The sequence below is a fragment of the Haloplanus sp. GCM10025708 genome (assembly GCF_042663985.1).
GTDB classification, from domain to species: domain Archaea; phylum Halobacteriota; class Halobacteria; order Halobacteriales; family Haloferacaceae; genus Salinirarus; species Salinirarus marinus.
On the sequence record NZ_JBHSZA010000011.1, the window covers coordinates 2397401 to 2410986 of the forward strand.

Here is a 13586-nt window from a genome sequence, read left to right on the forward strand (position 1 = left end):
GGATCGGCATAGAGGCGGCCAGAGCGGCACGGCCACACCCGTACCCATCCCGAACACGGAAGTTAAGCGTGCCAGCGTATCAGCAAGTACTGGAGTGGGCGACCCTCTGGGAACACTGATTCGCCGCCTCACCACTCATACTCTCTTTCGACGAGCGGACCGCTCGTCGACCCACACTCAACACACACACAGTGGCAACACTCGACCCACACCCGGACCGCTAGGCTTAAGCGCCGGACACCGCTGTGTCGGGCGCGCCAAGGTGGCAGAGTTCGGCCTAACGCAGCGGCCTGCAGAGCCGCCCACCGCCGGTTCAAATCCGGCCCTTGGCTCTAACACTAAACCCTAAAGCCCAAGACGACTATCCCTTGGGCGATCTGGATTTTTCACCAGTACCTCTATAGTATCTGATAAACTTCATCGGTAACATCAGGACAATCGTCAACGGGCACTAAACCCGGGGCTTTGTCGGAGCGGGGTGTTTAGCTAGGCTTCGTCGAGTACCTGCTCCCAGAGCCCGGGCAGATTATCGATCCGCTGCCAGCCGACGGTCTCGTCTACGTCTTCCTCGACGACGGTGATCTCCTCAAAGTAGTCGTCGAGTACTTCCGCGCGTTCCATTGCAAGCGGGGAGAGCAGTAGTCCTCTTCAATCCAGACGGCTTCCCCCGTCTCTGGGTCGAATCGAGCTTTCTCCAGCGCGCGCGTCATCGCGCGACCGAACGGATTCATTGCTTGAATCTCGCCACTGTCGAGCCGTTTGCGGAGTTCTGCCAGACGATTCCCCGGACGAGCGCGCACGAACCGTTTAGCCATAGGTGGATTTTGGCAGTCCTCACTAATCAACCCTCAGCTATACTCTACCGTTAGTCGAGGTTAAGCAGGAGTTCGTCGTTCTAAAGGGCGGTAGTGCGGTGATTCGAATCTTACTCTTCGAATCCAGGGCCGACAGTGAACGAGTCCGAAGCACAGGGAAGCTGATTATGCTGACACCATTGGCAGTGGTCATCAGCGATATACTTGGTGAACGAAAACTCTGTGATCTGATTCATTGCTTCTACCACGTCGTCTTCGACACCTTCCAGCTCGTCCTCACTGAACGCTCGTGACTCGACTTTCGGTCCGATCCCCCCACATACGCGTATCCAGCGCGTCTGATTGGTTCTTCATAGAGATCTCGACAGGCTAATAAATAGATGGGGAGCTGCTTGTCATCCTGGAGGTCTCGGTGGCGTTCGGTGGCCTTGTAATCGATGACGATCAGCTCGTCATCCGGCGTCCGATAGACTGCATCGATAAACCCGGTGAGTTCGTGCCCGTCGATACTGAGTTCGAACTCTTGCTCTGCATCGACGACCTCGTACTCGGAGAGATCTAACTCGAAGTACCGGTCAATACACTCTTTCGCAACTGGAAGGGCATCTTCGTCTCGACGTTGACTGGCGAGCCGTTCGCAGATTTCATACCACTCCTCACGGCGTTGTATTTCCTTGTTGGCTGCCTGCTCCGCCGTGTCGTGGAAGAGCAATCCGATCGCGCGCTGGGACACACCACCCCCGCTACTACTCGTCGATTCTCGATAGTCCTGGAATGCGTTGACGACGTAGTCGAGGTAGTGACTGCGTGGACATTCCTCATAGGCTGCCAAGGATGTATAGCTGTGAGTCAGTGACGGAGACGGGGTAGATGGCCCGGCCAGTGACTCGATCTGAAGCCGTGAGTGTTCTCCCTCTGTTGTAAGGTAACTGTTGAGCGATGCTGTTGCGAGTTCCAGCACCCGGCTGCGTGCGGTCTCTACTGCGAGCGTGTCACCGTCGTGGACAATGGTCCCGCCGACCTCACCGACGGTCTCCTGCGCGAGCGTGTCGGTCCAGTCCGCTGACCCATCTGGTAAGCATTCCCGTGCATCACTCCAGATGGGAAGCTGCCCACGTTGTGGTTGCCACGGGATCCGTGGTGGCAATATCTCGTCAACCACGCTCGGAATCGGATGGGTGTCGTCGCCAGCATCATCACCTGCTTCGTCGCCACCTTGCAAAACGAGAATATCTTCAGCGCGTGTGATTCCGACGTGGAACACGCGCCTGGTTTCTCGGGCATCGCGTGCGACGTAATCTTCAGCAAACACTGTAGTCGGGCCGTCCGATAGCCCTGTTTCGAGAGCATCGTACGCGCGTGAACTCGGAGCCCACTCATCGGCGGTGACCTGCGGGATGAGAACGACTGGGAAATCGAGTCCTTTGCTCTTGTGGATGGTCATCACGTTGACCGCATCATCGGCAATGTCTGGCTGGCTTGTCGGCGTGGATCCACTCTCATCGAACAGCGAGTCATAGTGTTCGAGCGACTCGATAAACTCAGGTGTGAGTGGGGGTTGGACGGCGCTGTCGCCGTACTGTTCGATGACATCGTCGAGTTGTGAGAGGTCGCGTCGTTCCTGCTCGCTGAGGTACCATTCGATATTCGTACAGCTCTTCAGTTCACGGTACAGGTGGCTTAGGGATGCAGATTCTTTGATGTCGAGGAGCTTGTTGACGTGCTCGCGGGCTTCTGCAACGCGGTCTGGCTCCTCAAACTCACCGGGCGGGGTTTCACGGAGAGCGTCGACGAGTGGCGTGTCGCCCTCGTTGAGTGTGCGGAGATCCGCATCGCAGAGTCGGTACCGCATCAGCAGGACGCGATTCCAGCTCACCTCGTCTTCGGGTCGAGCGAGAGCCTTGAGGTAGGCCGTCACCGTGCCGACGCCAATTGATTCTGTGGCAAGATCACCGGCGACCTGGTATGGAATCCCAGCGTCTTCGAACTCTTCTATAACGGGGGTAGCGTGGTCGTTTTTCCGAACAAGGAGTGCAATGTCTCCTGGACCGTATGCCTTGTCGAGATTATCTGCCGCGCCAGTCAACAGATTCTGGACGACGGTTCGAAGCTGGGGTGCTCCATCCCTGTCGTCGTCTTCGTCGGGTAACTCAACGGTAGCGACAGTGTCACCGTCGTACTCCGGTTCGTCGACACGAGTGAGCGTCTTATGCTGTTCACGGTGGTCCAGCTTCGTGATGGCTTCATTCGCCAAATCGAGGATCGGCTGTCGTGAGCGAAAGTTCTCCTCAGGGGTTTGTCTGTGAGTGCCGCAAACGCGTTGTCAAGTTCCTCTGTGATGTTGGCGACGTGTGCGCCCCGCCATTCGTATATCGCTTGATCGTCGTCACCGACGACGAACAGGTTGTCGTCAGTGACCAGTGACGTGACGAGATCGAACTGAAGGCGATCCGTGTCTTGGAACTCGTCGCAGAACACGTAGTCCCACCGGGCGGCAATCTCGTCACCGACTGGCGAGTCCATTAACTCCGCAGTCTTTACGACTAACCCATCGAAGTCGATGAGGTTTCGCTCGTCGAGCTCACGCTCGTACGCGGCATAGCCTGCAGCCAGGTCACGGGCCGTAAGGCAATCTGAGACAAACGAGTCGAGATGGTCTGTGAGTTCAAGATCAAGATCGTTCGGGATGCCTTTCGGTGCGCTACTGTATCCACCGAGTAGGTATTTCGGCAGTTTGTACGCGTTATCTGGAAGGTCTCGTTCACCCGCCTCATATGCTTCGAACGCGTCTTCAAGCGCGTCGCAGAGCTCAATAAGACGATCAAGGAAGTCGCGTGTGCTGGCTTCGATGCCGGCCGTCCCTAACGCATCCCGTTCCTCAACGAGTTCTTCACGTGTCTCTGGAATCCCACCCAAGACGCTTGAGACAGAGCGACCACCAAGGTGGTCACTGGCGATGTTCTCGATTCGGTCTGGTAGGTCAGCAAGATCGTATACGCGGTCGGCCGGGCCGAGGAACGCGTCGATGTCCTCGGGCGTGATGCCGCTGCGCTTCATCGATCCGATGAAGTTGAGAAGTTTCGAGGCAGCGCCCGATGCATATCCGTCGCCACCGTACACATTAGGCTTGACAGATCGGTACTCGATCTCGTCGAGGACATCCAGGACGATGGCGTACTTTTCGGGGTCGGTAGCGATGTCAAAGTCCGGGTCAAGCCCTGCAGTGTATGCGTAATCGGAGAGAATCTCGTTACAGATCGAGTGATACGTGTACGCGTCGATGTCGTACCCTGCTGTGCCGAGCTTCGCGTTGAGCTTCTCCCGCATCGAATCTGCCGCGTTATTGGTGAATGTCAACGCAAGAATCCGGTCCGGCGACACATCCTCTTCGTCGATGAGATGCTCGATCTTCCGAACCATCGTGAACGTCTTTCCCGTCCCTGCCCCGGCAAGCACCCGTATCGGATACTCATCTGCGTCAATGATCTCTCCCTGCTGTGGTTCCGGAGACAACTCGTCTTCCGGGACCGGGAACCACGACGGGTACTCGGTCTCGTCGCCGCTCATCGTTTCACCTCTGTGGCGAGCCGGTCAGGACACATTTCCCGGTACTCGCAATCCGGGCACGCTTCCTCGCTGATGATGGCGAACGGTTCCGGGTCGTACGTCTCGCTCGTGATGCCGTCGTGTGCAGCCCGGATGAGTGCCCAGATCGTGTCGTAGTGTTCCTCGTAGATTTCGGTTGTTTCGCGCGGATACCCCCGCACGGACACGCTGTATCCTGAGGCGGTGCTCTCGAAGGATGTTCTGTTGAGTAGCCCGTAGAAACTGAACCGCACTTCCATCCCGTCCTCGTAGAACGGTTCGTTCTTCACGCCCTCAATGTACGTCGCCGTCTGGAAGGCGTTCCGAACACGCTTCGGTTCGTGTGCGTCGCCGTCAAGATGGTCAGCCAAATACTCTGCTGTTCCTGAGGAGATCACCCCCGTGTATTTCGCTTGTAATCGATGATGTGGAGACCATCATCGGTTCGAATGACGTTATCAGCCTTCCCGTGAAGCCCTCTCCCATCGCGTTCACACTCAACCCAGCACTCCGTTGCGACTGAGCGACGTGCGTGGTCTATCCCATCGCCACCATCCGGCTCGAAGAACGCATCGATAGCAGCCTGGTTCTCGACTCGCTGGTACTCGCAATGCGCAACTGATTCGTAATCGTCCGGGTTACTGTGTTCGTCCCACTTCTCGTCGAAGATACGCATTGCCCGGGCGTGAATCATCTCGGGGTCATCATCACGCTCGGTCGCATCACACACGGCCTCGATAGTTTCGTGGTAGATCTTTCCCTGGTTGAGATAAAGCTCAGTTCGAACTGGCGTGTTGATGTCCTGCGGGTAGCTGTACTCGTATTGTCGCGGACACGCTGCATACGTCGCCAAGCGAGACGGGGAAAGCGAATCGTCGCTCATCGCCGCACCTCTCCATTAGCGAACTCGACGCGCGCCCGTAGCGCTTTCCGAAGCTCTTCGCCTCGGGTTCCGCTCTTGTCGAGCAGGTCTTGAATCTCACCGAGCTCCGCTTCAACCTCATCAAGTGAAATCGTCACGTCCTGGCTGTTCGCGCGACGAACATCCGCGAGTGCGTTATCCACCCGTGAAAGCAGGAACTCTTCAGCTGCTTGCTCGCTCGTGATCTGCGGATCAGCATCGTCCGTCACCCACGGCAGATCTGCATACGCCGCGGTCAGGAACCGCGACGCCTGCGCACGCTCTTCGAGAGCGGTATCCTCGTATTCGTAAAGACAACAGTACAAGCGCTCTGTTGCCGCTCCAGCACCGATTGCCAAGCGTCGCCGTGCGTGCTCCGCGTGATACCGTACGAACGGCCGGCTTGACGCTGTCGAGTCCGTCGGGAAAGTTTGGTTAACACCCGTGTCGCTGAGATCCGTTACGCCTGGATAGTCCGGCATCGACGCAACGCGTTCGTGTGGAAACAGCCGTGTGAGGAAAGGCTCACCGGGGTACTCGCTGTCTGTGAGATTAATCAGGAACACCGCCTTGAACGAGGTGTTCTTGATCGCTTGCAAGTGATCGACTCTGACACCGCCATCGAGGTCAGTTGCGCTGGTCTGATTCTGTTGGGACGCGTACTCGTGGGCCCGTTCCAACATTTCTTCGAAGGACTCCCACGTCGCATCGAGAAACGCAGTATCATCCAGGAACGCAGCCATTCGAAACGCACGGCGAACGTTTCCGAACTGTGACCGCGCATCGAGTGGTGTCGCCTGCTCCGCGATTCGTTCTTTCAGCCCGGAATCAGTTGCCCACCACCGTACCGCGTCTTCCAACTGATCCATCTCGCCAACACGAGCTAAGCGATCCGTATCGAGTGCTGGTCCGTGATCAGGTACGTCATCGTCCTCGTCAGCGGCCAAGTGGCGAGTAACAGCAAGCAGCTCCCTAATCGCGGGATCGTCGCCAAATCCAGTAGTAGTAGCCGACTCTGTTGGGATTCCACTACGTTCGAACGATTCGATGGTGTCTGTAACGGTACTCCCGCTTTGTTTGGTAGCGACCGCGATGTCGGCGTAGTTCCAGCCCTCTTGCTCGACGAGCTCTTCAATCTCGTTCGCAATCGCAGCAAGTTGGTCGCCACCGGAATCCGCAGCGAGCACGGAGACTGATCCGGCATCCGGGTCGTTCACGACAGTTTCTTCCGCGAAGTACGCAGCCGTGGCGGCCGGGCGAGTTGATGGCTGGACACCGGACGCGCGCTGAGATTCACTGAACGTGACATAGTCCGTGACTGGACCTGTCTCCACCCACGTTCTGCGGACACTTGCGTCATCCTCGGCGATACAAACAAGCTCACAGTCTGCCGTGAGCGCGTCGAGATACGCCCGGTCAAGCGGAAAGAATTCCTCAAATTCGACTGCTAGCACCGCGTCAATATCGACGATGTCGTCGTAGTCCTCGCCCGTGAGGACAGCGAGAGCTTCCGATATGAGTTGCCCCCGCTCTATGTGATCGTGTTCAGCAAGCCAATTGTGGAACCCTTCAAGTGCCGTGGTAATTTCCCGGAGTTCTGGCGTCTCACTGGGAGAAATATCCTGCCACGAAATCGTTCCCATCACTCGATCTACGTCTTCGATGAACGAGGATTGGTTCGACGCCCGCCGTAGGTATTCTGTCTCCCATTCGTAACCGGCGAGGAATCGATGTAGGAGTTCACGCCGCAACGCGTCCGAAAGAATCACACGATCGTCCGTCTGATTAAGGACATCCGTCGCGTGCACGACAGGCGATGTCACGTACGGGGTCGCCGCACCAGGAAGCACCTCGTCCAACGTATCACGGAACGAGTCTGTACTCGTCGGCGCACCTGTGAGAACGAGTACGTCTTCGGAGTCGTATTTGTCGAGGAGTTTCTTGTATTCATCCTGTGTCGTTTGTCGGACGTTTTCAGCTCCGAACGGCGTGGAAACCAGAGTGCCGTCAAACTCTCGCGGAGATGAGTTAGCTGTCATATTCGATCTCTTCATACAAATTGTGGTGCCCAGAATATGCCACAGCTATTGTCTGTAGTGGCCTTTCTCCCTGAGCGTATCTGTGTTCGAAATTCAAACTCATCGATCCAATCCTAGAAACGGCTATCGGCTTCAAACGGGACCTTATTCCCGTGAACATCGGTCCAGACGTTATCCAAAAAGGCTTTTACCCCCGACGCTGTACGATGTCTTGTAAAGCAATTCTCGCAGGTGGCGGGCATAAGCCCCATTCTGCAGGTTTCAACCTGGTCACCTGCCAAATTAATTCCTAATAGATACATCACTGCTCGATTTCGCTCGAAATATCGTCAAGGCAGATATATTCATCGGCGGTTCTTCGCAAATCTCCAGACATCGTGTGTTCAAAAGCAGCTATTTTCACAACTTTCCCTTGATCTTGAACATATCTCACTGCTCTGAGGAAATCTTTGTCACCCGTAATGACGATGGCCACATCGTACGAGTCATTAAATCCGCGAGCAATCAGCTCTGTTGCTAACCGGATGTCTGCTTCCTTTTCTTTATAACTCCCTTCTGAGCCACTTAATCTGACAGACTCAACACGAAATCCGTTTGTTTGAAGGAAGGTGTAAAATCCTTGTTTGCTATCCCTTTCACCGGGTTTGTGAGAGTCGAACCAGTAACCCCGTATTAGATCATACTCCCCGGTCAACTCCTCAACCAATTTGTCTACATCATAATTTAATCCATCTTCCCCATAGCTTCGCCCCGTTTATTAGGTTCTGAGCGTCGATAAAAAGCATCGCGCGTTTTTCTACCATAACCGGCCGTTGAACGGCTGGTTTCATTAAACTACTTGAGGCGCATATTCAGCTATTTACCTTGTATATCTATACGATTCGCCGTTTACGATGGTCTGACCTGTCACAGTATAACAATCAGACGAACTTTCATACTGTCACCCTCGAAGTTAGTTGTTATGGCAGTCAGTCTCCTCTCGCCCGTAAAGGTGCTATGACAGATGAGTGAACAGCACGCTACTCACCAAGTGCCTGGGTTTGTCCCTGAACCGGACGATCTTCGAGCGGTCTTCCAGCGGCATTACGAGAACGCGGCTGCGATGAGTGGCGATGATGCATATAGGGACCTGCAGACCGAAGAATCGATTCGTCGGCAGTACACGGCTCGTGTTCTTTTCGAACTGTTGCAAAACGCACTTGACCGGGCTGAATCAAAGGTCGCGGTCGAAATCCGGGACGTTGACTGGGGTTCCGCTGAACAGGCGCTTGTTGTTGCTAACGATGGTGTGCCGATCCGAGTTGATCCGGAGTATGACTATTCGACTCACCGGAAGTTCGGAGAGGAGCGTCGACCGGATTTCAACGCACTCTGTACGCTACACGTATCGAATAAGCGCCCTGAGGAGAGCGTCGGGAACAAAGGGGTCGGTTTCCGGTCTGTATTCTGGCTAAACGATTTCGCGCGCGTATGGAGTCGATTTTCTGAATCTCCCGAATGGTGGGGAATGGAGATGCACCTGCCACTGGATCAAGACACCTGGCAGCAACGGCTCGACTATCGAGAAGTACAGAAGGGTCACTCTGAGTTTCTTGACTCGACCACGTGTCCATTAGGTGAAGGTGAGCAACGGGCAGCTTCCATTTTCCACTTCCGTTACGTGCACCAGCACCACCAACTCTTGACGACGCTTCAGATTTTAGTACGGTTGTAGTCGTTCCAATTGACCCCGGAAAAGAGGATGAACTGCGCGACTCCGTTGAGACATTCCAGCAACGACATCTCAATTTCATCGGACTATTCGAGGACCGTCAAAACCTAGATGTCTCGTTTGATGTATGGGGGAGCAATTTCAGAAATCCACCTGGCCATCAGCGACGCCAGAGGATGCGAAACGATCGCTCGTATTCTGGGAATCATCCGAATTACAACCACTTGCCGACGAGGCTGAGCACGACGTTTCCACCCCTGGGGCAGCCATCGCCTGGCCTCGGTCAAAAACCCGCTCTGACGAATTGAAACCAGGACTGTATGGGTATCTCCCCACGCGAATTAAAAGCCCGTTTGGTATCGATTTACAAGGTGACTTCCACTTACGAACGGACAGAACAGCGATTCATCTTAATGATGAGACGATCGGTCGTTACAATCGAGCCCTGCTTAGAGCGGCTGCAGAGCTACATCTCCACGCACTCTTTGACCACCTCGGTATCTCTGATGAAGATCTCGAATACGAGTGGATTAATCCCGACGAGGTCAGGACAGTCCCAGAGACGGTATCGAATGAAACACCCCGAGACGACCTTTGGCAGTTGCTAGATCCAGGGTCAACGAACTCATCAGCCGCTAATATCGTCGTTGACCACCTGGAAGATCTTCTGTTTTCGGATGCTGGCGTCAAGGATCCGGATCGCTATCGCAAGTGGGCTGAACTCGCTGATGCGTTTTTCGAGCAGCAGGATCAGTGGCCGCTCTCGACGTACGACGAGTTCTGGGAAGCAGCTGGGAACTGGATTAATCGGACGTGTAAATCCCGTCGAAATTCGGATACATGGCGACGACGTGCCACTGCAATGTGTGATGCAATCCGGGATATTGAGACCCGGGTTGCACCCATCACTGCAACAAGGGATGAAGACCAGTCAGGTAGAACCGCTGCTGTTCAGCTTCCTCAGCGAGGAACAGCAGGTGGACAGATACAGACTGAACGACATACGCATCGTCTTTTTATCCGCCGATCGGAGACGACGCAATTGGATCTCCCGCTTGCGCTCCGCGAGTCAGGGCGTGCCGTGACTTCGTATGAGTTCGCGTCTGGCTTCGATCGTGAGCCGCCGCACCCTCTCGGAGCGAATCAGTTCAACCGCTGGGATGTCCTCGGTGAGCTTCGGCAACTCCCAAACGATCTCTCCAGTTGGGAGTATAAGCCCTAGATAGCGACGTAGATCGGGCTGACCGACTACAATCTGAACTGATTCAGTTTGCGATGGATCTCTTCGCACTAAGCTCGCAGGGTAGTGCTGCTCCCCCAGCAGAAACGGAGAAATACGGTCCTGGTTGGCGCGCAATTAGAGACGATGTCTATAGCGATAATGCGCGGTCCGCCGGTCGTGCGATCGCAACACTGTTTCTCCCGACACTAGATGGACAGTGGGAACCAGCACGTCAACTCACACGAGATCGGGTTGCCGTCGAAAAACTCCCCTCACTCCCCGAAAATGCGGATCTGGATTCATTCCTCGCGTTCATTGGAGTAACGCCGGAACCGCCCGATCCAGACGATGGGGTTCGACTCACGTTAGTCGAAGGGGGTGAGGACGGAACGGTTGCGCCCCGCGACGCACCCCCGGTGTTAGTTGCAGCAGGGACGGAGTGGAACCCACTCCGTCTCGGAACAGAACCTGCGACTTCAGACTCGGTTGATCCGGCTGCGTGGCTACCATCGCTTGATGCAGCTTGGGACTCGTGGCTTGCAGACATCATTGAAGCTGAACGGAACGAATTAGACGAAGAAAAGCAAGGGCGACGGCCAATCGAGATCCTTCCGGCACTTCGGAATCAAGCCTGGTTCCCAGTCGGTGACGCTGAAGGGGAAGCAGAACCACCGCTCCTCGTTGAAGACCCACCAGATCGGATTGCACCGGCAGAGCTCACGCTTGTCTCCCGACAACAGCGCCAGTTCCCGTCCGTACTCTGGAGTGTGTCGAAGGAAGCTCCACTCTCACAGGAGTTGTTGATCGCCCTTGATTCGGTCAGCGGGACCGATATGGATAGTCTCGGACGAGACGCTGCAGAACCAGCTTTCAGACTACTGACTCAGGTACATTCACTAACAGCGGATCGGTTAGACGAGATCGAAGAGAATCCACGTGCACGGCAGGCCTTGACTCGGTTATTTGACCGTCTTCTCAACACGATCAGTCGGGAACACGATCCTGAAGCGGACGACCGAGAGATCCCCATCCTCGGGTATCGACCCGTCGACGAACCACGAGCGCTCGCTGAACGAGGATTAGTGTGGTATGAACCGGACGAAGATGTGTGGATTCCAACGACAAACACCACCCGAGATCAAATGCGCCGGTTCTTCCCAGCGGTGCCGCTGGCTGCAGCGACGATCGGGACTGAGACTCTTCGAGGATATGAGCCACTGGCCGCACGCGAGATTGATATTTCACGTCAGGTGTACCCAGCCCACCGGGGCAGCGAAGAAGTGGAAGTCGTTCAGAACCTCGAAGAGCAACTTCGACCAATCATCGCACATCTGCTTGCCCTCGCCAGTACGACAAACCAAGTTGATATTGACCCGGCGACGGCGGCTGATCGATGGCGAAGCAGCACGATTCGCTACGTTGAGAACGCATGGATCGAATTCCAAGCAACTCTCGGCGGGGAAGAGTCACTGACTGCAACGCGGTACAAGAACACTCACAATCACGCGCTCTATCTGCAACCGGACCCACCGACGATTATCTTTGATACGCCAGACGGAACCACAGGTTCACCACCGCTTGATGAATTCGGTGAGCCGTTAGCTAAACTGCTGCTTGAGGATTCCGCTACTGGCGTCGGCCCACTCTTCGGTCAGGCCCTCAGCGGCTACGAGTCAGATGATGTCAGCCGTGTCGAACGACTCTTGGAGAAACGCGACGCAATCTCCTTGGTTGATGCCTACGAGCGACATCTCCGCCAACTCGATGATGAAGAACACGAGGAGCTACGTCGCCGGGTGCGGACGGCGCTATCTGAACTCGATATTCGGGTTCGTGACTCGTGGAACCGACTCTCTCATGTCGACCCTGATGATGTGGATGTGACCGCGGTTTCATGGTCCTTTACCGCTGCTGATGTGAATGCTGCGTTACGATCGATAGACTTGACAGACGCTCAGGAGCCGTTCCGGCCACAGTTCTCCTGTGAACAGACACACCGAGCGAAATGGGACGCGTGGTTCACGAAGTGGGAACAACTTATTCCGTTCTTGGAGCACCTCATAGAGGAGCACATCGAGGTAGCGTTCTCTGACGATGAACTCGAAGCTCGCTTGCAGGAATACATCACTGAAGATGCGTCTCGACGAGTCGCCTTCGACCCCACACGGGCCGTCATCGAATGGCTACGAGGGAATCCATTCGGCGGATCACTCCCTGAAGCGGCGATACCAGCTTACGAAGAACTCGAAGATCGGCTAATTGAGTTCTCACCGCGGTACGAACCCGTCGAGAACGTGGCAACCACAGAGGATCTCGGCTGGGGTCGACCAAGGTTGTCCGAAGGTGATCCGAACGAAACTGAAAACGGAATCGTAGAGATCGAAGACCTCGAATCTGAATGGAAGAATACGAAAGCAGTTGGTGACGATGCCGAGCGAGCGGCCGCATCGTGGATTACCAAGCAGACTGTAGAACTTCTCGAAGATGCGAAGGCACGAGGAGAGTTTGATGAGGCTCTGGAGAGCCTTCTATCGGTGATTCCATCCTCGGGCCGGACTGCAGAAAATCTGGAACGCGGCCTTCGAGAATGGCACGAAACAGGTAGCGATGAAGCCCTCGAATCCGGTCTCCACATCTCAAGCGTGTGGGATGGTGCAGGGTACGATATGCTCGGGCTGGAACGCACCGGTGGCGAGATCGAGCCCGTTCGATACGAAATCAAGAGCTTGGGCGATGAAGGTCCTTACAAGGTACATTTGACCCAAAACCAGCTCCGGGTCTATCGCAAAGTCTTGCACTCATCTGAGACCGACGATACAGAGCAAACCCTGTATCAGGGCTCGTGGCGGCTGTTAGGTGTTCAATCCGGACGACAAGCTGTGGACCTGACCAGGGAGCTTGACGGACTCCCTGAATTAGTCAATAGCTTCCGGAACCAAGGCTATGGCCACGACGGATTAGTCATCTACGTTCAGGATAGCGACGAATCAATCGATCTCTGACTCCCAAGGAGAGGTGTTTTTCACAAGTCAGGGTTCTGTAGCTCCGCAATCGGTGGTTCGGCTCCAATTTGAACTGTATCTCATCATCTACATTCTATTCAACCAGAACAACCTGTTGTTCCGGGAAATGTTATCAGACCAGTGTAGTCCCCGGTCAGAATTCACACTACCAACTACGGCATTAACCGAACGGACACTAACTCTCTGCCGCTACTTGAATCAGACAGAACCACTAGATTCGCCCCCTGTTTGACCCCAGCAGTCTTCTTAAGAATAAGTTCGAACACGAACGAATCTCGTCCTGCCGGTGC

The 13586-nt window shown here is 55.1% G+C and carries 5 protein-coding genes, 1 tRNA gene, 1 rRNA gene and 3 pseudogenes; 5 read left to right on the top strand and 5 right to left on the bottom strand.

The window, feature by feature from the left end:
- Positions 1 to 10: 10 nt before the first annotated feature.
- Positions 11 to 132, top strand: a 5S ribosomal RNA gene (gene rrf / locus ACFQJD_RS16570).
- A 124-nt stretch (positions 133 to 256) separates the two neighbouring features.
- Positions 257 to 332, top strand: a tRNA-Cys gene (locus ACFQJD_RS16575).
- 154 nt (positions 333 to 486) lie between these two features.
- Here the strand turns inward: ACFQJD_RS16575 and ACFQJD_RS16580 are convergent.
- From ACFQJD_RS16580 to ACFQJD_RS16600, 5 genes and pseudogenes are all read right to left on the bottom strand, one after another.
- Entirely contained in the window at positions 487 to 621 is a 135-nt protein-coding gene (locus ACFQJD_RS16580) for a hypothetical protein (RefSeq protein ID WP_379799716.1), read from the bottom strand.
- Between the two features lie 304 nt (positions 622 to 925).
- Positions 926 to 4382, bottom strand: a pseudogene (locus ACFQJD_RS16585) (ATP-dependent helicase).
- Positions 4379 to 5283: pseudogene (locus tag ACFQJD_RS16590) on the bottom strand (PD-(D/E)XK nuclease family protein). The pseudogenes ACFQJD_RS16585 and ACFQJD_RS16590 overlap by 4 nt, the downstream one beginning before the upstream one ends.
- Positions 5280 to 7340 carry a DNA helicase UvrD gene (locus tag ACFQJD_RS16595; RefSeq protein WP_122105574.1) on the bottom strand — a complete coding sequence of 687 codons (2061 nt, stop codon included), beginning with the start codon at positions 7338 to 7340 and terminating at the stop codon, positions 5280 to 5282. The pseudogene ACFQJD_RS16590 and the gene ACFQJD_RS16595 overlap by 4 nt, the downstream one beginning before the upstream one ends.
- Before the next feature lie 301 nt (positions 7341 to 7641).
- Positions 7642 to 8055, bottom strand: a pseudogene (locus tag ACFQJD_RS16600) (NYN domain-containing protein); the annotation flags it as partial.
- 288 nt (positions 8056 to 8343) lie between these two features.
- On the opposite strand from ACFQJD_RS16600, the gene ACFQJD_RS16605 reads away from it, so the two are divergent.
- The 3 genes from ACFQJD_RS16605 to ACFQJD_RS16615 all read left to right on the top strand — a co-directional run bounded on the left by ACFQJD_RS16605 (position 8344) and on the right by ACFQJD_RS16615 (position 13275).
- Entirely contained in the window at positions 8344 to 9054 is a 711-nt protein-coding gene (locus tag ACFQJD_RS16605) for a sacsin N-terminal ATP-binding-like domain-containing protein (RefSeq protein ID WP_379799718.1), read from the top strand.
- A gap of 124 nt (positions 9055 to 9178) precedes the next feature.
- Complete coding sequence (locus ACFQJD_RS16610) at positions 9179 to 10273, top strand: hypothetical protein (RefSeq protein ID WP_379799720.1); 1095 nt, start codon at positions 9179 to 9181, stop codon at positions 10271 to 10273.
- 416 nt (positions 10274 to 10689) lie between these two features.
- A complete protein-coding gene (locus ACFQJD_RS16615; RefSeq protein ID WP_379799722.1) occupies positions 10690 to 13275 on the top strand; it encodes a hypothetical protein in 2586 nt (861 codons plus the stop codon).
- Positions 13276 to 13586: the final 311 nt, after the last annotated feature.

Bases quoted from the DNA above. Each gene is read 5' to 3' on its own strand.
- ACFQJD_RS16595 (WP_122105574.1), bottom strand. From the start codon at position 7,340: ATGACAGCTAACTCATCTCCGCGAGAGTTTGACGGCACTCTGGTTTCC.
- ACFQJD_RS16605 (WP_379799718.1), top strand. From the start codon at position 8,344: ATGAGTGAACAGCACGCTACTCACCAAGTGCCTGGGTTTGTCCCTGAA.
- ACFQJD_RS16610 (WP_379799720.1), top strand. From the start codon at position 9,179: ATGGGGGAGCAATTTCAGAAATCCACCTGGCCATCAGCGACGCCAGAG.
- ACFQJD_RS16580 (WP_379799716.1), bottom strand. From the start codon at position 621: ATGGAACGCGCGGAAGTACTCGACGACTACTTTGAGGAGATCACCGTC.